Genomic DNA, 21626 nt, shown 5'->3' on the forward strand with positions numbered 1-21626 from the left:
GCATAAACCGGATTGCCGCATGACCGATAGCTTCGTCACCCAATGCCCGCATTGCCAAACCAGCTTCCGCGTCAGCCACGCTCAGTTGAGCGTGGCCCGTGGGGTGGTTCGTTGCGGCTCGTGCTTGCAGGTGTTCAACGCCGCCAGGCAGTTGCTTGAGCAACGGGCCGGCAAGGAAGCGGTAAAACCGGCTGCATCGGCGCCCGTAGAACCGCCCGTGCAGCGGGCCATCAGCCAAAAGCAATGGACCGCGGCCGAGATGGACCTGGACAGCCTGGACCTGGACGAAGAGCTCGCCCGGCTCGAACAGCGGGAAATCCAGCCGACGACGGAGTTCGGTCACCCCCGCGAAGACAGCCTCAGTGCTCGTCGCGACAGCACCGAACACGACGAAGCCCCTTGGCCCGACAGTCTCTTCAGTGAGTCGGCCGCCGATCGTGCGCAAGCCGCCGACGTGCAGACGCCATCACCGATGGTCGAACCGACGATCGAGCCAAGCAAACACTCGCGCACCGAGCCTTCGCTGTCCATGGAGCCCGTGCCGCTGGACGATGAGCCCGAGATACAGCAGCTGCGCCTGCACGACCCGCTCGACGCCCCGATCCCTTTTGGCAGCCTGTCGGCGAAAACCGATGACGACGAGATCGACGATGACCTGCCCTCCGTCGAGCCCCTGCGCAAGCGACGCGAACGCAGCGAACCGGCCATGCGCGCTGAAGTGCTGCAGGACCTGACCGACGACCCGCTGCAACTGGATTGGCAAAAACGCCGCTCCCCCTGGGGTCGGCGCTTTTTCTGGCTGCTGCTGATCCTGCTCGGCGCCGCCGGCCTCGTTGGCCAGTACGTCGCCTACCACTTCGACGAACTGGCGCGCCAGGACCAGTATCGTCCGTGGTTCCAGCAACTCTGCCCGCACATCGGTTGCACAGTGCCGTCCAAGGTCGACATCGCGAAAGTCAAAAGCAGCAATCTGGTGGTCCGCAGCCACCCGGACTTCAACGGGGCGCTGGTGGTCGATGCCATCATTTATAACCGTGCGCCCTTCTCCCAGCCGTTCCCGCTGCTGGAGCTGCGCTTTGCCGACCTCAACGGCCACCTGATCGCCAGTCGTCGCTTCAAGCCCGGCGAGTACCTCAACGGCGATCTCGAAGGCCTGGCCGAAATGCCGCCGCAAACGCCGATCCACATCGCGCTGGACATTCTCGACCCAGGCCCCAAAGCGGTGAACTACAGCCTGAGCTTCCATTCGCCCGAGTAAAACACTCAAGCGTTGCAGGCTTGACGGCGGTTTCCTGACTTTGACCGTTCAAACCAAACCGCTGGCGATAACGAATTAGTTGTTCAGATTTTGTTCAATTCAGCCTTTATCCAGTCATCGAGAGCGGGTATCATGCCAACCCTTTTTCGAACTCTCATGATCCGGCCCCACAACAGGGAAGTCCTATGTCGGCGGTACGCATCGGTCCATATACATTGCACAACGGCTTGATCCTCGCCCCCATGGCGGGCGTCACCGACCAGCCCTTTCGTCAGCTGTGCAAACGATTGGGCGCTGGACTTGTAGTCTCGGAAATGGTCACCAGCGACATGAGCTTGTGGAACACCCGCAAATCGCGGATGCGCATGATCCACGAAGGCGATCCCGAGCCCCGCTCGGTACAGATCGCCGGCGGAGATGCGCAGATGCTGGCGGATGCGGCCCGGGCCAACGTCGAGCTGGGCGCACAGATTATTGACATCAACATGGGCTGTCCGGCGAAGAAGGTCTGCAACAAGGCCGCCGGTTCCGCACTGTTGAAAGATGAAGCATTGGTGACCGAGATCCTGCAGGCCGTGGTGGCTGCGGTCGATGTGCCGGTCACCCTGAAGATCCGCACCGGCTGGGACCGGGCGAACAAGAACGGTCTGACGGTGGCGAAGATCGCCGAACAGGCAGGCATCACGGCGTTGGCCGTACATGGCCGCACGCGTGCCGACCTGTACACCGGGGAAGCTGAGTACGACACCATTGCCGCGATCAAGCAGGCGGTGTCGATTCCGGTCTTCGCCAATGGCGATATCGATTCGCCCGAGAAAGCCCGGTACGTGCTCGACGCGACCGGTGCCGATGGCCTGTTGGTGGGCCGGGCTGCCCAGGGGCAGCCATGGATTTTTCGTGAAATCGACCATTATCTGCGTACCGGTGAAAAACTCCCGGCACCGGAACTGATCGAGGTGGAATGTATTCTGCTTGAGCATCTGGCCGCGCTGCATGCCTTCTATGGCGACGTCATGGGCGTGCGCATAGCTCGCAAGCATGTGGGCTGGTATCTCGCAACCTTGCCGGGCGCCAGGGAGTTTCGCGCCCACTTCAATCGTTTGGAAGATACGGAAGCACAATGCGCCTACGTTCGAGGCTTCTTCGCCGAACGTTACAAGAGCCTGACAGGGGACGGAGAAGGGGTGGCCGCATGACGATGATGACCGAGACTTTAGTGAGTGGAACAACACCCGTGAGCGACAACGTGAATTTGAAACAGCACCTCAATACCCCGAGCGAAGAAGGTCAGACCCTTCGCGGGAGTGTCGAGAAGGCGCTGCACAATTATTTCGCCCACCTTGAGGGCGCTGCCGTCACGGATGTGTACAACCTGGTGCTCTCCGAAGTCGAGGCCCCCCTGCTCGAATGCGTGATGAACTACGTCAAGGGCAACCAGACCAAGGCCAGTGAGCTGCTCGGACTGAACCGGGGCACCCTGCGCAAGAAACTCAAGCAGTACGATTTGCTGTAAGCATTCAATCAAACCAGAAAGGCGCCCACGTAAAACCGGTCGCCTTTTTTGCTGACTCCTTTGCTTTTGATGGAAATTGAGATGACCGACCAGACTACCCGCCTGCCGATCCGCCGCGCCTTGATCAGCGTTTCCGACAAGACCGGGATCCTTGAATTCGCCAAAGAGCTCGAAGCCCTGGGCGTAGAGATCCTCTCCACCGGCGGGACGTTCAAGCTGCTGCGCGACAATGGTGTTGCCGCAGTGGAAGTCGCGGATTACACCGGTTTCGCAGAAATGATGGACGGCCGGGTGAAAACCCTGCACCCGAAAATCCACGGCGGGATCCTTGGTCGTCGCGGTATCGACGACGCCATCATGAGCGAGCACGGCATCAAGCCGATCGATCTGGTAGCGGTCAACCTGTACCCGTTCGAAGCCACCATCAACAAGCCAGGCTGCGACCTGCCGACTGCCATCGAGAACATCGACATCGGCGGCCCGACCATGGTCCGTTCGGCGGCAAAAAACCACAAAGACGTGGCCATCGTGGTGAATGCCAGCGATTACGCCAACGTTCTGGAAAGCCTCAAGGCCGGCGGCCTGACCTACGCTCAGCGTTTCGACCTGATGCTCAAGGCCTTCGAACACACCGCCGCCTACGACGGCATGATCGCCAACTACATGGGCACCGTGAACCAGGCGGCTGAAACCCTCTCGACCTCCGGCCGCAGCGAATTCCCGCGCACCTTCAACAGCCAGTTCATCAAGGCTCAGGAAATGCGCTACGGCGAGAACCCGCACCAGAGCGCGGCGTTCTACGTTGAAGCCAAGCCTGCCGAAGTCGGCATCGCCACCGCGACCCAACTGCAAGGCAAAGAGCTGTCGTACAACAACGTGGCCGACACCGACGCCGCGCTGGAATGCGTGAAGAGCTTCGTCAAGCCGGCCTGCGTGATCGTCAAGCACGCCAACCCGTGCGGCGTGGCCGTGAGCCCGGACGCCGAAGGCGGCATCCGTCAAGCCTACGAACTGGCCTACGCCACCGACACCGAGTCGGCGTTCGGCGGCATCATCGCGTTCAACCGCGAGCTGGATGCTGAAACCGCCAAGGCCATCGTCGAGCGTCAGTTCGTCGAAGTGATCATCGCCCCATCCGTCAGCGCAGAAGCCCGCGCCATCGTGGCCGCCAAAGCCAACGTACGCCTGCTGGCCTGCGGCGAGTGGTCGGCTGACCGCGTTCCAGCCTGGGACTACAAACGCGTCAACGGCGGTTTGCTGGTACAGAGCCGCGACATCGGCATGATCGGCAGCGAAGACCTGAAAGTGGTGACCAAGCGCGCGCCAACCGAGCAGGAAATCAACGACCTGATCTTCGCCTGGAAAGTCGCCAAGTACGTCAAGTCCAACGCCATCGTCTACGCCAAGAACCGTCAGACCATCGGTGTCGGCGCCGGCCAGATGAGCCGCGTGAACTCCGCGCGTATCGCCGCGATCAAGGCTGAACATGCCGGCTTGCAAGTGCAGGGCGCGGTCATGGCGTCGGATGCGTTCTTCCCGTTCCGCGACGGCATCGACAACGCAGCCAAGGTCGGTATCACTGCGGTGATCCAGCCAGGTGGCTCGATGCGTGATAACGAAGTGATTGCGGCAGCTGATGAAGCCGGCATCGCCATGGTCTTCACCGGCATGCGCCACTTCCGTCACTAATAAGACAACGGCCGCACTGAACCCGGTACCTGCTGCGTTGGAGCCGACCTCGATGATGCTCATTGCCAAAAGGCAACTCCGCTCATCGAGGTCGACTCCGCCTTGCATCTACCGGCTTCATTGCGACCTCCTACGGCGTGAAGCGCTTTAGGTTCCAAAACAGAATTAGCGTCATCCGAGGTTTTTGAAATGAATGTTTTGATCATTGGCAGCGGTGGCCGTGAACACGCCCTGGCCTGGAAAGTGGCTCAGGATCCGCGCGTGCAGAAAGTGTTCGTTGCCCCGGGCAACGCAGGCACCGCCATTGAAGCCAAGTGCGAGAACGTCGCCATCGACGTGCTGGCCCTCGAGCAGCTTGCAGATTTCGCGGAGAAAAACGTTTCCCTCACCATCGTCGGCCCGGAAGTGCCGCTGGTTGCAGGCGTTGTCGACCTGTTCCGCTCCCGTGGCCTGGATTGCTTCGGCCCGACCGCAGGTGCCGCGCAACTGGAAGGTTCGAAAGCCTTTACCAAGGATTTCCTGGCGCGTCACAAGATCCCGACCGCCGACTACCAGAACTTCACCGAGATCGAGCCGGCCCTGGCTTATCTGCGTGAAAAAGGCGCACCGATCGTGATCAAGGCCGATGGCCTGGCCGCCGGCAAAGGCGTGATCGTGGCCATGACATTGGCTGAAGCTGAAGACGCGGTGCGCGACATGCTCGCTGGCAACGCGTTTGGCGATGCCGGCTCCCGCGTGGTCATCGAGGAGTTCCTGGACGGCGAAGAAGCCAGCTTCATCGTCATGGTCGACGGCAAGAACGTGCTTCCGATGGCCACCAGCCAGGACCACAAACGCGTCGGCGACGGCGACACCGGTCCGAACACCGGCGGCATGGGCGCCTACTCCCCGGCACCGGTCGTCACTGCCGAAGTCCATCAGCGGGTCATGGACCTGGTGATCTGGCCAACCGTGCGCGGCATGGCCGAGGAAGGCAATGTTTACACCGGTTTCCTCTATGCCGGCTTGATGATCGACAAGGCTGGTAACCCAAAAGTTATCGAGTTCAACTGCCGTTTCGGCGATCCTGAGACCCAACCGGTGATGCTGCGTTTGCAGTCGAGCCTGGTGTTGCTGGTCGAAGCGGCCCTGGCGCAAGCGCTGGACAAGGTCGAAGCACAGTGGGATCCACGTCCGAGCGTCGGTATCGTATTGGCCGCTGGCGGTTACCCGGGTGACTACGCCAAAGGCGTTGCCATCAACGGTCTGGATGCAGCCGCGGCACTGGAAGGCAAAGTCTTCCACGCTGGCACTGCACTCAAGGACGGTCAGGTGGTGACGGCCGGTGGTCGGGTACTGTGCGCAACCGCCATGGGCACCAGCGTCGACACAGCCCAGCAGCAGGCTTACAAACTGGCGGCTAAAATCGACTGGGAAGGCTGCTTCTATCGTAAGGACATTGGCTACCGTGCCATTGCCCGCGAGCGTGGCGAAAATCAGGAATAAGCCATCCATTCGGCCAGGCAAGGGCTTGCAGCCCTTGCCGGACTATTCCGGCGCCGCGCATAGTTATACTCTGGCATCAACCTACGAAGGGATTTCGCCGTGCGCTGGCTCAGGATTGCCATAGGCTTCACCGTCACTCTGCTGACCTTGCTCTGCATGCTCCCGGCCCAGGCCTCGCAAGGCAGTGGCTGGGCGGTATTGCTCGACGAACAGGGCGATCTGCAGCTGAGCGACATCCGCTCCGGCCGCTACACCAATCAATTCAGCCCCGTTGAACTCGACCGCCTCACCGCAGCCGGGCCTGACGGTGCGCTGTGGCTGCGTTTCAGGCTGGCACCCGGCAAACACGAACAGTTGCTGAGGGTGTTCGCTCCCGACCTGTCGCACCTCAATCTGTATGTGCTCGATGGCGACCAGCTGATCGATCAATTGAATACCGGCACCGGGCAGCCTCAGGCTGAGCGCCCCCTGCCCGGCAACGACTTCATGTTGCCGCTGCCGCAAAGCGACAAAACCCTCGACGTCTATATGCGACTGGTCTCCGAACACCAGTTTCGGCCTTACATCACCCTGCAATCGGCGGTCATGAGCGCAGCCACTCAGAACCAGACGTTGATCTACGGTCTGCTCTTTGGCTGTCTCGGGATGCTGATCCTGCATAACCTGACCCGCTACACCTACACCCGCTCGCGCAGCAGCCTCTGGCTGGCAGCGTGCGAAGGGTTGTTGCTGCTCAGCCTGGTGCTGCTGCTGAACCTGGCCCGACCATGGTTGCCGAACTGGTCCGTCGTACAAACACCCGGTGCCTATCTTGCCTTGCTGCTGACCGCACCTTGCGGTCTGATGTTCGCCTACCGTTTTTTCGCCCCGCTCGGCCCGCACCCGCTGAACAAGCTGCTGCTGGGGGACATCCTGTTCATCGTGGCCTGCGGCCTGCTGCTGTTGTTCGTCAACACCCTGCCGCTGAACCTGATCACGTACGCACTGGTTGCCCTGGCCGGCCTGAGCATGTTGTTCGTCAGCGCCCATCACTGGCAAAAAGGTTATCGCCCGGCTCGCCTGTTCGTGGCGGCCATGGTGGTATTCAACCTTGGCACGTTGATTATCCTGCCGGCGCTGCAGGGGCTGACCCTTGTCGCCCCGCAAGGCCTGATCATCACCCTGCTGGTGTTTATCTGTATCAGTGGCCTGTTGATGAGTGTGGCCCTGGGCGAGCGACAGCGTAGCATCACCGAAGACCGTTTCAGCGTCAGTCGCGACCTGGCTGCCAGCAATGCCGAAATAAACGCCAAAGCTGAATTCCTGGCGAAAATCAGCCACGAAATCCGCACCCCGATGAATGGTGTGCTGGGCATGACCGAACTGCTGCTGGGCACACCGCTGTCGGTCAAGCAGCGCGACTATGTGCAAACCATCCATAGCGCCGGCAACGAACTGCTGACACTGATCAACGAAATTCTCGACATCTCCAAGCTCGAGTCCGGACAGATCGAGCTGGACGATGTGCAGTTCGACCTCAATGCCCTGATCGAAGACTGCCTGAGCATCTTCCGCGCCAAGGCCGAACAACAGAACATCGAGCTGATCAGCTTTATCCAGCCACAGGTACCGCGCGTCATCAGCGGCGATCCGACGCGCCTGCGCCAGACCCTGCTGAGCCTGCTGGAAAACGCCCTGAAGAAAACCGACGAAGGCGAGATTCTGATCGTTGTCGCCCTGGATGAACGCAGCGCCAAACCGCGGCTGCGCATCGCCGTGCAGGACAGCGGCCAGCCGATGGAGGCTGAAGAGCGCGACGCACTGATGCACGCCGAGCTGCACAGCAAGCATTTCCTCTCGGCCACCAGCCTGGGGGGCAATCTGGGGCTGGTGATTGCCCGTCAGCTGATCCGTTTGATGCAGGGCGAATTCGGCATCAAGAGCGGCGCCAACCAAGGCAGCACATTGTGGCTGACCCTGCCACTGGACCCGGACCGTCTCGAGCATCCGACCTCGGACCTGGACAGTCCGTTGCAAGGCGCACGCGTACTGGTCGTGGACGACAACGACACCTGTCGCAAGGTGCTGGTGCAGCAGTGCAGCGCCTGGGGCCTGAACGTCAGCGCCGTACCGTCCGGCAAGGAGGCCCTGGCGCTGCTGCGCACCAAGGCCCACCTGCGCGATTATTTCGACGTGGTCCTGCTGGACCAGAACATGCCCGGTATGACCGGCATGCAACTGGCCGCCAAGATCAAGGAAGACCCGAGCCTGAACCACGACATTCTGCTGATCATGCTCACCGGCATCAGCAACGCGCCGAGCAAGATCATCGCGCGCAACTCCGGGATCAAACGCATCCTCGCCAAGCCAGTGGCCGGCTACACCCTCAAGACCACCCTGGCGGACGAACTGAACCAGCGCAACAACGGCCCGGCGACCTCGCAGCACCTGCCCACCGGCCCTACCCTTCCGGTCAAGGTGCCCAGCGACTTCCGCATCCTGGTGGCCGAAGACAACAGCATCTCGACCAAGGTCATCCGCGGCATGCTGGGCAAGCTCAACCTGCAACCGGATACCGCCAGCAATGGCGAAGAAGCCTTGGTGGCAATGAAGGCCCAGCGTTACGACCTGGTGCTGATGGACTGCGAAATGCCAATCCTTGACGGCTTCTCCGCCACCCAGCAATTGCGTGCCTGGGAAGTCGGCAACCAGCGGATTCGCACCCCCGTGGTGGCGTTGACCGCGCACATCCTCGCCGAGCACAAAGAGCGCGCGCGTCAGGCCGGCATGGACGGGCACATGGCCAAACCGGTCGAGCTGTCGCAGTTGCGCGACCTGATCGAGCATTGGGTTGCCCAGCGCGATCATCAGAATCGTACGGCTTCGACGTTCTGAGCAATCTCCCGTCGCGCGCCGACAACTTTCTAAACCGGCTGATAGACTCCGCTCCAACAATCTCCTGCCGCGAGCCGACATTATGCTCCACGTGTTATTCAGCGTTTATCTGAAGATGCTGGTGCTCTACAGCCCGTTCTTCGTGTTGTCCTGTTTCATCAGTCTGAGCCGCGGTTATTCGCGCAAGGAACAACGTCGCCTGGCCTGGAAAGTGGCAATTGCCACACTGGTTTCCAGCGTCTTGCTGTACCTGTTCGGGAGGGTGATATTTGACGTGTTCGGCATTACCGTGGATGCATTTCGCATCGGCGCCGGCAGCGTGCTATTCATCTCGGCGCTGGGCATGGCCCAGGGTAAGTCGGTGGTGCAAACCGACAACGTGCAGCAAGACGTGACCATCGTCCCGTTGACCATCCCCCTGACCGTCGGCCCGGGCACCATCGGTGCGCTGTTGGTGATGGGTGTCAGCCAACCGCACTGGGACGACAAACTCACCGCGATCCTCAGCATTGCCCTGGCCAGTTTCACGGTGGGGGTGGTGCTTTACTTGTCGAACCGTATCGAGCGGATTCTTGGCGATCAGGGCCTGCAAATCGTCAGTCGCTTGATGGGACTTTTTGTCTGTGCGCTGGCAGCACAGATCATCTTTACCGGCGTAAAAGGCTATCTGGTGCCCTGATAGGCGAACAACTCCGTCATCCCGTGAACGTGGTGATCGCCACACCGCCCCCATCATGTCAAAGGCCGCGAACGGAATCGTTCGCGGCCTTTTTTCATGAACCCGGCGCCAGTCGCTGCTTATCCTGCGACTACCGGCTCCGCCAACAACTCCTGCAGCGTTGCACTGCCGTTTTTTTCTTTCCTGTCGCGCAACCGCGCCACGAACATCGATACCGGATGGGATTGCAGCTTTTCAAACGCTAGGAACACATCACCGCGCAATGCCGGGTCGACGGAACACACATCACGGAAGATCAAACTGTGCTCACTGTCCGGGTCAACGATGACCAGATGTTCCTGAACAATCTCGAACAGCAATCTTTGCGGATCATCGAAGGCCCAGATCAATTTGCCTGGAATGGCCGGCACTTCACCCAGTGCGTGCCGGCAGTCGACGATGACTGAGTCGAGCCTCAGCCAGACAGCCTTCGTCAGGTGATAAGTCACGGCACCCTGCCCCAATCGCAGAATCAACGTATTGACGTCATCGGGAATCAGCGGCAGGAGATCACCCAGGGTCTTTTCTCCTTCGACAACCAGCACTTCGGCGTTGCGCTGGACATAATCGAACGGCCCGATGCTTCGCCTGTCCGGATACACACGTACCCGTCCTTCCCGGGCCTCATGCACCAACACATTGACCTGGCCTTGAGTGCCCAGCAGCGAATAATCTGTGGGCAGGTCCTTACCGGTAATCCGGATCAGCCGGGCGCTTTGGACGGCATACCACTGCAAGCTGCCGGGTTCGGACTCCACAGATACAAATTCGGCATGTTCCGTCGTTTCCAGTAACGCCTGGAGACTTTCGATCAAGTGTTCGCCATGGGCGCTCACCCAGTCGTGGCTGACGCCAGTGATGATCTCCACCTCTTGATGGCGGAGTTCGAGCAGTACGCCGTCAACGGTTGTCCCACGCAAGCCGGCGCCCTCGATGGTCACGTCGGCAAAACGCCAATCCGCCCACTCTGGTTGATGAGCCGGCAACCTGTCGCCCAGTAACAATCGCGAGCCCGTGCCGAATGCCTGATCAAGTTGCCGCGGATCGATGAACGTCTGATTCCAGATTTCACCGCTGGACAGATCGAACAGCCAGACCGCCTGATTGTCCGGGGTAACGCCAAGCAGGCGAATTTCCTTGTCGAGTCCCGGATCGCACAGCACCAGGCGGTTACTCACATACCAGGCACCCACGTTGCCGTTATCGGCGAAATTGCGCAGGCCGACAATGGCAATATTTTTGCCCGGGTAACGCTCGGCAATCGGCTCCAGCGCCTGCCACCACTGGGCGCGGCCGTTGAGCCACTGCTCGCTCAGGCCGCCCAGCTGCACCTCGCCTTGCGCGGTCAGGTTGAAAAACAGCCCCTCCTCATCGAGTGCCACATAGCCGCTCTCGACGGCCACGACCTGCTTGAGCCCGGCGGGCTGCACCCATTGGTGGGCCCATTGTCCCTTGTCCTCTGTCACGGTCCGTTGCAGTCGGCAAAGGGTCTGGGCGAGCCGGTCGTAAATGAAGAATATGTCGCTGTCGTCGGCCATCGGCAACAGCATCAGATCGTTCAGGTGCTTGATCGAATCGGCCCAGCCACGCGTGTGTTGAGGTCGGGGCAGCGGATGAATGAGCAACTGATCGCGACTGCGAACCCACGCCATGTCTCGCCGATCCGGGTCAAACTTCCAACAGATCGAAACGTAAGGCGCCGGCTGCCAGTCGACCGTTGTGAAGCCGTCCCGCTGAGGAACAGGATTGAAAGACACATACTTGCCGAACACCGATGACCAGTCGGCCAGCGTTTCGCTGGCAAACACCAACGCCTGCAGTTCCCGCGCCATATCGTGAGTCACGGAACTCAACAGCAATCGACCTTCATGAATCAGGTAACGGTACTGCCTGGCGGCCTGATTGCCCGTGACGTACTCCTGCACGACATGAATCACACCATGAGCATCCGCTTCGATACTGCGAATGGTGCCTTTGCTGTCCTCTAGCAGTAAGCGATAGCGATTCTTGAGCAAGCCTGTGGCGGCATCGACTTGCCAGATCTGGTGGCCCTCCGGTTGGTAGAAATAAGCAGAACCCTCGACCACCATCGACAGCTGCGCCTCGTCGGCCTCAAGGACGGTCTCGTTGCGGATATACAGGAAACGATCTTCAGCGCAGTCATACCAGGCATTGGTGTAACGGGGTTCGTCCGGCGCCTCGTACGGAATCAGGTAACGATGGATCTGCGTGTACGGCAATACCAGTCGATGCTCCTGCGCGAGGCCTTTGTAGTGCGCCAGCAATGCCTGTTCATCGAGTCCTTCAGGCGCTGTCTGCTGGAGAATGTCCAATTGGCGTTTGCCAGGGTCAACGCTGAACAACTGTTTATCCGCCACCTGGATCAGCACCTCATGACGACCTTTGCCGGAAATTTTCACATGGACAGTACCGATGTACAGTTCGCCGTAAGGCTCGATGCGGATATCACTTTCACTCGCCCAGCTTGCCTGCAACACCCAGCGGCATTGCTTCAGGCTGGGAGAGACAAGACGGATACTTGCACCGGGATTGAGCATCAATGAACAGCTCCCCCCCGCGCCTGTCAGCTCATACGACAGCTTGCCGTGCCAGACATCAGGCAAAACGGGGACCACCAGTGAACGATCCACCGCATCCAATTGCACCTCGATGACTGTTTCGCGATACACCGGATTCAGGCGGTGGAGGATGTAATGCGACGGAAAGGAATAGAACGTAAACAGAAATAGCCGCTGACCATCCGCTTGCTTTTTTTCAAGGCGCCGGGCCGTGTCAAAACCAGGGTCGTGAAATGCGGAGGCGAACGGCAGCGCCTTGTACTCATAGCCGTAAAAGGTTTGCGGTGTGCATGGCAGCACAATGGCTTGCCCTGTGGGCGGTGCAAATTCTTTTTGACCGGGCAGGTTCAATTCCTGGCGGATATTGATCGCCCGCGTGTAATCAACATCGAAACCCGGCACTCCAAAGTGGTCGTGCAGTGGAAACAGCTTCGGGCTGTCGAGCAGCAACTTGCCAGCACCCAGATCTATGCGCTGGACGATCAGCGAAGGCCGCACGACCCAGGCGCCAACGGTGTGATCGAACCGGTAGCCGTGCGAGCGATAACCCCGATCCATGTCGTCGAAGAACTTGCCGACCTCCTCGGCGTCTCGCAAGATGCTGGCAAACCCTTGGGCCAGTGCAGCAACACCAATGGCCAGGCCACCAAGAATCACCCCGGCGCCACCGAGCACCGCAGCGGCGGTCGATGCGCCGGCCAGTCCTGCACCGATACCGCCTGCCGTGAGCGCCAGGCTGGCGGTATCGAATGTCAATTGAGTACCGAACTGGGCCTTCTCGACTTCGTTTTGCGCCGTCGACAGCTGATAAATATCAAAGCCGACGTTGGCCAGCCCCAATACGGCGCCGACGCCTTCACCGGCTGCATGCCCCAAAGCTTCGCCGACTACTGGAGCGCAAGTACGAGCGATGATTTTCTCTTCTCTCAACGCGGTGCGAACCAACTGCACCAGGCCAACCACATCCACGACGGTGCCATGCACCAACTGGGCATAGTTGACGTAAGCGTGCAGGCGCACGGCGGTGGTCAATGTCCGGCCCTCCCCTTCCCGGCCACGCAACGCGTTCATCAACGCCTGAATGGCGAACCCTGCGTTGAGGGTGTGAACACTGCCGATCTCTGTCGGATCCACGACACCGCCCGTCCCGGCCGGTTTACGCGCCAGGGTCGAAAACTGTTCCGACAGCCAATTCTTGATCCGCAACAGACGGTGATCGCCGCTGATCACCTGAACCTCGTGTTCCGGGTCTGACGGATTGATCAGACTCACCCGATATTTACCCTCGGGCGTAATTTCCAGCGTTTCGAACAACGGCACCAGCGGCGTTACCGACGCATGCAACTCCTGCAAACCGACGCTGGCGTGTGCGATCTGCTGTCCCCACCAGTGGCTATCGAGCTCCAGCAAACTGCTGCCCAGATGCCAATTGTTGACCAGCGATTGCCCACGGGCACTGTTCAGGCGCTGGCGAATCGGACGCAGCGGTGCTCCCGGCAACGGTTCGGACTTCAGTAGCTGCTCCACGGCAAATCCGGCAGACAGCTTCAAGTCAGACACCTTTCCCCCATGCAGGTCAATCAGGTCAAACTCCGGCCGGGCTTGCGAACCATAGGCCGCGTAATGCCGTGCCATGCCTTGCTTCAGAAAAAAGTATTCCAGCGCCCGCTTGAACATGGCCGGTTGCTCGAACTCGAACAACGCGAAGTTGGGGTCGTAAAAATGATAAGTGGTGTGATCGCCCTCTACGGTCTTGGCCACCAGCATCGAATGATTGTCGGAGTTAAGCATCAGTGCGCGGCTGCCTTCATGTTGCTCGAGAGCGGCAGTGACCTGATCCAGGTCCGCGCGGTCAAGCGGTGCCCCTACATCGTTCAATTGCACATCCCGCAGCTCTTCCAGCGCTTGAAGGAAGGTTGCCGAATCAGCTTGCTCGGGATCGATGGCGGACAGATAGAAACGTTCACGCAACTGCCGGGAGGCCATGTCGTCCTGCATCAGTGCCGCGCTCATCACCAGGGTCAACGGGTAGCACCGACCACCAACCGCCTCGCCACCGCTGCGCAGCAGCAGATCCTGGGGAACCAGTTTGATGCTGCTGGCTTCGATCTCGTCGAGTATCTGCCCCACCTTCTCGACGATCTGCATGCGATGTTCAAGGGTCGCCACTTGCTGGATTTGCGCCACATGGCGCCCCCACTGGCCCGCCGTCCGCGCCTGTGTCAATGCAGCCTTTTTCAGTTCAAGTGCGCTGCCGACCGCCCTCGGCGCCGGTTCTGAATCACTGTTCAGACTGGCGATGAATCCCGGTGCCTCGCGCTTGTACAGTTGCCGCTCAATGACGGCGTAACGGCCTGAAGCGCCCTGCCCGACCATGCTGTTGGCCAGATTGTCCAGCTCACCGGTGAACTCCACAAAGCGTTGGTTATGCAGTGAGTCCATCCCCAACAACACCCCCAGCGACAGCCTCTGCAAGGGGGTCGTCTCGACGAAGTGACGGGTGCCATTGGCGATGTCGCTCAGCACTTCATCGACACCCGGGTTGTGGCTTTGCCCATCGTTCAGGAAAGCAGGGGCTTGCGATTCAAGGGGCTGATTACGGATGGCCTGGCGATCATCAAAACTCAGCGGCAGTGGAACCTCGAAGCGGATAGCGCCAGTGTGCCCCCGACTCATTGCCGCCATGAACGGCTCGCCCAGCCCTTCGACCAAACGCTCCAGCACGTGGGTCAGCAGCACCGGCCGCTCTTCGATCACCGGCCAGCCCTGCTCGAACTCAATCGTCGGGCCTTTGAGCAATTGCGCGATATCGCCGCTGTAATGGGTCTTGTATTGGCCTTCCTGCCAGCGTTTCTGCTCATTACTGACCCATTTATCAGGGTCGGTTTCATTGTCCTTCCAGGAATGGTCCAGTTCTTCTTCGGTCGCGCGGTTGACCGACGTGTAGCGCGCAATGGCGGCCTCCTTGCGCAAGGCCTCAGCCACCGAGGGGGTAAAGTGGGCTCTTGCGTAATCGGCCATGCCATCACGCACGGCTCCAGGGCCGGTCAGGTAGATAGTCCCTTCGCTCTGAAGCCGAATGCCGTCGCGAAAGTAGGTCGCAATGGCATCGATCAGAAACCCTGCAAATATTTCCTCTTCCATCGACAGCTCAATCAGCGGCCCATACGTTCCTTCCACCACTTCCTGCACCAGCGGTGCCATGGCATCAACATCGCTCAAAGCAACGCCTCGTCGGGCGGCCAACCGGTTCGAAGCCTCAATCACCTCATAGTTGAACCGGAAACGCTCGAGCACGGTTTGCAGAATCGTCGAGCGGGGATGCGCCATCAGAAATGCATTCGTTATCGAACTGCCTTCCGACGCCGCTCGCAGCATAAAGGGTCGGGCCAACCGATCTGCCGGTGGCTGAAATACCTCACTCAGGCCCGGCCGGCTTTTTACAAAAGCCTCCAGTGCCGGCAAATGCTCAGGGGGAATCGTCTCGATGTAACTGGAGGATGCCCGACGCCCAGGCATCCATTCAGGATTGTCATTGAGCAATAACTGCAAAATCCCCAAATGCGCATCGGAACCCAAACCGTGGATATCGACTCCGCCCAGCGTTCTCGATAACGGCGGCAGGTTATCCACATCGGCATAGATGCCACCTTCGCCAAACAGAACTTCAACACGCACCACATCGGACGCCGCCGCCAGATTGCCGCGTAATCGCATTTCCTGTTCGTAGATGCCCTGTAATTGCAACGGCACCTCGGCCGCATCAAGATCGCGCAATTGGAAACCGTTCATGTCCTGCACACTGCGGTGATTGCTTTCCTTCAACGCTTGCAGCTTCGCCGCATCCTGGCCGTAGGCCCGAGTCAGCAAATCCATCCGTGCCTCATCGGCTGACTCACCGTTTGCCACTGCCGCATTGATGTGTGCGTACATCTGTTGCTTCAGAACAATAGCGCGCTCCTCGTACAGGGTTGCCAGTTCATCTTCGGAGATACTTTTGTCTGCGACCTGCGTCAGGGCATGCGCCTTGGCGGCGTCAACAATCAGTTTGTTGGTTTGATATGCCAGCAGCGCATCACTGTCATACCAGAGATTGAGGGTGTAGCCATGCTCGGCCAACACCTGTTTCCATAGGTTGAGGTAATCGCGCTGAATGGCGCCGAGACCGCCACCGAGCCAGACAAAATGCAACACCTTGGGAACTTCCGTCGCCACTGTGTTCATCTGCTCGACACTGAACCGAAGACGCGACTCATACCGTTCGACTTCGTCATGTATCTGCGATAGTTGCATCGCGGTGTCGTCAGCATTGCCCGGCGTCTGCGAATCAAGATTGCGTTTGACTCGCTTGTTGCCCAGCAACAGTGTCAGCGTGTGTTTGAATAACCCTAACGGTTCGAGCAGTCTTGGCGACTCCAGCAACCCCACACAGGCAAAGTAATAACGCAATAGTTCCTCGTAGTGTGGACTGTCTTTATGCGACGACAATCCGCGTTCAAGATCCGCCAGTTTGAAAAGACTGACAAAATCAACATAACCATCCTTGTTTCGGCGCTCAATATCGTGCATGCGTATCCCGTTTACTGTTTCGGTTTAATTATCAACGAATAGGCCAGCCAATAAGCACAGACACTCAAACAACAGGGCATCTAAAACCTTGATCTGGAAGTTGAAAACTACGCTTTGAAACAGGCAAACTCAAACAGGAAGAAATTCAATTAGTTTCAATAAAACAGAAACAAAAAAACTTAACAACACACTCTAACGACACCAAAAGTTACTTAACACATCACCAGCAAACATCAAACTACTGCCATCTCAAATAAACCTGTCACACACTCAACGATGCAAAATATTTAATATTTCCGAATAAATAAAACAAGACATTAGTGACAGAAAAAAGACGACAGGCAACCGCGCCAAATCCCATGACAGCCGCTGAAAAGGACGACACGTTCGAACGTGGAAAAACCCAACCCGACCACTGGGATTCCAGTGCTGGGAAGTGACGGAAAAGACTGCGGCCCCGAAGGGCCGCTGGATATCAGGACGCCGGTTTTTCACCGTACCAGCGTGGCGTATACACCCAATCGCCGCCCTCCGCGCGAGGGAATGCGCAGGTAGTGGAAGAGCCGACGAGCACCATGGTGCGCATGTCCACTTGATCCGGGGTCAACGCCCCCAAGGTGGTCGTGCGTAAGGTCTGTCCCGGTCGGCCGATATCCCGCCCCAGCACCACCGGCGTTTCAGGTTTGCGATGCTGCGCGACGATCTCCAGCGCACGCCCCAGCTGCCATGGCCGTGAACGTGAGATCGGGTTATAGAACGCCAGGGCCAGGTCCGCTTCGGCGGCCAGGTCCAGACGCTTTTCGATGATCGACCACGGCTTGAGATTGTCCGACAGGGACATCACGCAGAAGTCATGCCCCAGCGGCGCACCGGCCTGGGCAGCGGTGGCGAGCGACGCGGAGACGCCCGGCAGGATCTCCAGCTCGACAGTGTGCCAGGCCGGGTCACTCGACTCGTGCAAGGCTTCAAGCACCGCCGCCGCCATCGCGAACACGCCCGGGTCGCCTGAGGACACCACGATCACCGAACGGCCCCGGGCCGCCAGTTCGAAGGCGTGGCGGGCACGCTGCATTTCTTCGCGGTTGTCGGTGCAATGCAGCACCTGATCCGCTCGGAAGGGACCGGCCATGCGCACGTAGGTTTCGTAGCCGAGCACATCGGTGGCCCGGGCCAATTCGGCCTTGACGGCGGGCACCATCAGTTCGGCGGCGCCCGGGCCGAGGCCGATCACGGCCAGACGCCCGCGTGGGCGGCCGACTTGCGTGAGGTCCAGTGGCTGTTCGGTCACGGCCACAGCCGCATTGTTTACCGTTGCGATGATCGTCGCCTCGGGCACCGCGCTACGGGCCAACGCGCCGATATCGCTCGCCGGCGCGACAAAACGCAGCGGCACACCCAGCGCAACGGCCGCTTCATGCAACACCGGGTTGGCCATTTCAGTGTCAGGCGCCACCAGACAGGCCAGCGCCTGCACCGCGACGTTCGCCTGCTGTAACGCCGCGCGAACAGTGCTCGGCAAATCTGCGGCGGCGCCAATCGCCACCGCAACACTGCGCGGATAAATCACCAGCTCATTGGCACTTGCCTCACGGACGTTGCTGCCGACATGGATCGAACGCTGCGCCAGCGGATCTTCCGCCAACTGCGCCTGCTCCAGCCACGGCGCCGCGCCTTCGATGCGCACGCTGTGCCCGGCGAGCAAATCAGAGACAAAACGCTTGCCCAGTTCCAGATCGCCAAGGGCGTAACCGCTTGGCGGATTGAGCAGGCAGGTGCCAAAGCGCAGTTCGCCGCTGGTGGTGATCGCCGCAGCGACCTGCAACCCGGTAGCGATCTCGCGCGCCATGACGTTCACTCCACCGAGGCCACCGAGCAAGGGCACCACCGCGCTGCCGTCTTCGGCCACGGCCAGCACCGGCGGTTCGGCGCCCTTTTCCAGCAACAGCGCGGCCAGGGTGCGAATGACGATCCCCGCCGCGCACAGGGCAATGATCGGCGTGTCCTGCTGATACAGCTCGCGCAGGGTCGCGCCGAATTCGGGATAAGTGCGGTCGGCACCCTCGACCCGTCCGGCCAGGCCGTGGATCAACGCAGCCGGATACACCTGTTGAATGCGGCGGGCAGTGGCCAGACTGCCTTGACCGAGAATGACGATTGCGGGCGTGGAATGAGTCATCAGCCTTGCCACCGCTCGCCTGGAACGATGATCAGCGAGAAATACGGCGAGGACATCGGCTCGACCTGATCCAGCGGCACGATTTTCTGGTTGGCCATGGTCGCGCGCTCCACATACAGCGCACGCTCTGCCAGACCGAGTTCTTCGAGCACCTGACGGACCTTGGGAAAGTTGCGCCCCAGTTTCATGATCACTGCCGCATCGGCATCGGCCAGGCGACGCTTGAGGTCTTCGTGGGGCAGCACGCCGGACAACACCGACAGGCTCTGATTGCGATACACCAGCGGCGCACCGAGTACCGAGGCACCGCCGAGCATCGAGCAGACACCCGGCACGACTTCGGCTTCGTAACGCTCGGCCAGTCGATCGTGCAGGTACATGTAGGAGCCGTAGAAGAACGGATCGCCTTCGCAGATCACCGCCACATCACGGCCCGCGTCCAGATGCGCGGCAAGTTGTTCAGCGGCCGTATCGTAGAAATCGCTGATCACTTGTTCATATGACAACGGCGCCGGCAGCGCTTCGGTGGTCACCGGATAAACCAGCGGCAGCAGGGTTTGTGGATCTTGCAGATGCGCTTCGATGATGCCGAACGCATTGCCCTTCTTGCCCTTGGCGACGAAGTACGCCACCACCGGCGATTCGCGCAGCAGGCGCAAGGCTTTGACGGTAATCAGTTCCGGATCACCGGGGCCGACGCCCAGGCCAATCAAACGTCCAGGTTGCTGCATCATTCGATCTCCGTGGCGAGGGCATTGACGGCGGCGGCGGCCATGGCGCTACCGCCGAGCCGGCCTTGCATGATGACGAAAGGCACGCCACGGCTGTCCGCCGCGAGCATCGCCTTGGATTCGGCGGCGCCGACGAAGCCCACCGGGAAGCCGAGGATCAGCGCCGGCTTCGGCGCGCCGGCATCGAGCATTTCCAACAGATAAAACAGTGCGGTCGGTGCGTTGCCGATCACCACCACGCTGCCTTCCAGATGCGGACGCCACAGCTCCAGCGCGGCGGCGGAACGGGTATTGCCCAACTCACGGGCAAGCTCCGGCACGCTGTCGTCGCGCAGGGTGCAGATCACTGGGTTGTTGGCCGGCAAACGCGCGCGGGTCACGCCCTCGCTGACCATCCGCGCGTCGCACAGAATCGGCGCGCCAGCGGCCAGCGCATCGCGCCCGGCCTTGCCGGCGCCTTCGGAAAACTGCAGACCGTCGATGGCCTCGACCATGCCGCAGGCGTGGATCACCCGCACGGCGAGTTTCTCCAGATCGGCCGGAATACGCGCAAGGTTGGCCTCGGCGCGAATGATTGCGAAGGAGTTGCGATAGATCTCCTGACCGTCGCGGATGTAATCAAGCATCAAGGGGGCTCCGTGAGCGGGCGTCGAGCAAGGCTGCGACCGCTTCAATAGTAAGGTTGTGTGCGTGCAGGGCGCCGAAACCCGGCTGCCCTGCATCGCGAAAATAGAGGTCGTAGTGACCGGGGGCGACAGCCAGCAGCGTGACCGGTGCTACATGGGCCGCGGCGCAGGAACGCTGGCAGCCGGACAAATGCACTGCTTGATCGTGACGTTGCAACAGCGCGGCCAACTGCATGGCGTCGCTCTTGGTATCGGCCAGGCCCTTGCCACAGCCAGCGGAACCGGTGCAGGCGATCAACCGTGACACAGGCTGATCAGCGTCACATAGCAGGCCCAGTTGCTCCAGACGCCTAATCACTTCAGGCGCCCGCTCTTTTCGAACGTTGGGCAGCAACAGACTTTGCCATGGAGTGAAACGCAGACTCGCGTCGCCGAATTCGCACGCCAGTTGCGCCACGCCCCTGAGCATGACGGGATCGAGCCGCCCCAAAGGGGGGACGGCGCCGATATAGACGTGTTCGGCTTCACGTTGCGGATGAGCGCCGATGTGCAGAGTGTCCAGGTTCAGTGAACGCTGCCAATCGGCAATCGACTTCAAGGGCACACGCTCGGCCAGGCGAGCGAGAAACTCTGCGAGTGGATACTCGGCCAGCAAATGACGCATTCGTGTTTGATCCGGACGCGCCAGGTCGAGAAACAACTCCAGCACCGCTACCACCAGTGCGTGCCCCTGCTCGAGTGACACCGCGCCTGCGGGCCTGTCCGTAGGGCAACCCGCCAGACCGAACGCCAGCAGCAGCTCGCCGTTTCGCTCAGCAGCAGACAACCACAGATCATGCGGGTGCTCGAGCATCGCCAACGCCTCGCCGCCATCGAGTTGCACGGCAAACTTGGCGCTGAGCTCGTGGAAACGTTCGTGGCTTTGCAGCGTGGTGAGGATCTGCTCCGCCAGCGCATGCGTGTCGAAGAGCATGTGCCGGTCAATCCCGGCAGACGGGCTGAGCATCAGATTGCGCACATCGTCGCCCGCCGCGGTACGCGGCCCCAACCCTGCGGCGAGCAGGCTGTCGATCAAAGCCGTCTGCTCACTGCCAATTCCGCGAATCTGCAGGTTGGCCCGGTTGGTCGCCTCGATCACGCCCCCGGCAAACCGTTCGGCCGCGCTGGCCACCGCTTCAGCCTGGGCCGCGCTGATCGAGCCGCCGTTCAATTTGATCCGGCAGATGCCGCCATCCAGCGCCGGAACGATACGCAGCAACCCCGGGCAGGCCGAGGGGCGTAAGGCGGTAGACATCGGGCGTTCGTTCAAAGGGGCGACCGGCTGTGTGGGAAAGGCGCTTCGCGGGCGAAGGCGCGGTATTATGCCTGCTTTGTCCGACGGCATGAAAAGCCTGCCCGTCGGAACACC

General features: G+C 60.3%; 12 protein-coding genes. 7 read left to right on the forward strand and 5 right to left on the reverse strand.

The genetic code is table 11. The features are described 5' to 3' along the window. Window positions 1–19: 19 nt before the first annotated feature. The 7 genes from ACEN8R_RS21100 (at window position 20) to ACEN8R_RS21130 (ending at window position 9498) form a co-directional block, all read left to right on the forward strand. Complete coding sequence (locus tag ACEN8R_RS21100) at window positions 20–1258, forward strand: DUF3426 domain-containing protein (protein WP_495019411.1); 1239 nt, start codon at window positions 20–22, stop codon at window positions 1256–1258. Between the two features lie 185 nt (window positions 1259–1443). Beyond that, entirely contained in the window at window positions 1444–2454 is a 1011-nt protein-coding gene (gene dusB, locus ACEN8R_RS21105; protein WP_018928425.1) for a tRNA dihydrouridine synthase DusB, read from the forward strand. Further along, window positions 2451–2771, forward strand: coding sequence for a DNA-binding transcriptional regulator Fis (gene fis, locus ACEN8R_RS21110; protein ID WP_007907419.1), 321 nt, complete (start codon window positions 2451–2453; stop codon window positions 2769–2771). The genes dusB and fis overlap by 4 nt, the downstream gene beginning before the upstream one ends. Before the next feature lie 81 nt (window positions 2772–2852). Next, entirely contained in the window at window positions 2853–4460 is a 1608-nt protein-coding gene (gene purH / locus ACEN8R_RS21115; protein WP_018928426.1) for a bifunctional phosphoribosylaminoimidazolecarboxamide formyltransferase/IMP cyclohydrolase, read from the forward strand. Window positions 4461–4649: 189 nt separating this feature from the next. Next, a complete protein-coding gene (gene purD / locus ACEN8R_RS21120; RefSeq protein ID WP_064616059.1) occupies window positions 4650–5945 on the forward strand; it encodes a phosphoribosylamine--glycine ligase in 1296 nt (431 codons plus the stop codon). Window positions 5946–6044: 99 nt separating this feature from the next. Beyond that, window positions 6045–8819, forward strand: coding sequence for a hybrid sensor histidine kinase/response regulator (locus tag ACEN8R_RS21125; protein ID WP_018928427.1), 2775 nt, complete (start codon window positions 6045–6047; stop codon window positions 8817–8819). An 82-nt stretch (window positions 8820–8901) separates the two neighbouring features. Next, a complete protein-coding gene (locus ACEN8R_RS21130) occupies window positions 8902–9498 on the forward strand; it encodes a MarC family protein (protein ID WP_018928428.1) in 597 nt (198 codons plus the stop codon). Between the two features lie 119 nt (window positions 9499–9617). On the opposite strand, the gene ACEN8R_RS21135 is transcribed toward ACEN8R_RS21130, so the two are convergent. The 5 genes from ACEN8R_RS21135 to cobG form a co-directional block, all read right to left on the reverse strand. Beyond that, the gene (locus ACEN8R_RS21135; RefSeq protein WP_495624338.1) at window positions 9618–16685 is read right to left on the reverse strand and encodes a TcdA/TcdB pore-forming domain-containing protein; all 7068 of its coding nucleotides are present in this window, start codon (window positions 16683–16685) and stop codon (window positions 9618–9620) included. A 475-nt stretch (window positions 16686–17160) separates the two neighbouring features. Then, a complete protein-coding gene (cobJ, locus tag ACEN8R_RS21140; RefSeq protein ID WP_495624339.1) occupies window positions 17161–18861 on the reverse strand; it encodes a precorrin-3B C(17)-methyltransferase in 1701 nt (566 codons plus the stop codon). Continuing rightward, on the reverse strand, window positions 18861–19592 hold the full coding sequence (locus ACEN8R_RS21145; protein ID WP_018928431.1) for a precorrin-2 C(20)-methyltransferase: 732 nt from the start codon (window positions 19590–19592) through the stop codon (window positions 18861–18863). Before ACEN8R_RS21145 ends, cobJ begins: the two co-directional genes overlap by 1 nt. Further along, window positions 19592–20218 carry a precorrin-8X methylmutase gene (locus ACEN8R_RS21150; RefSeq protein ID WP_007937188.1) on the reverse strand — a complete coding sequence of 209 codons (627 nt, stop codon included), beginning with the start codon at window positions 20216–20218 and terminating at the stop codon, window positions 19592–19594. The genes ACEN8R_RS21145 and ACEN8R_RS21150 overlap by 1 nt, the downstream gene beginning before the upstream one ends. Then, window positions 20211–21512, reverse strand: coding sequence for a precorrin-3B synthase (gene cobG, locus ACEN8R_RS21155; RefSeq protein WP_495624340.1), 1302 nt, complete (start codon window positions 21510–21512; stop codon window positions 20211–20213). Before cobG ends, ACEN8R_RS21150 begins: the two co-directional genes overlap by 8 nt. Between the last annotated feature and the right edge of the window lie 114 nt (window positions 21513–21626).

The organism is Pseudomonas sp. Pseusp15, from assembly GCF_059492165.1.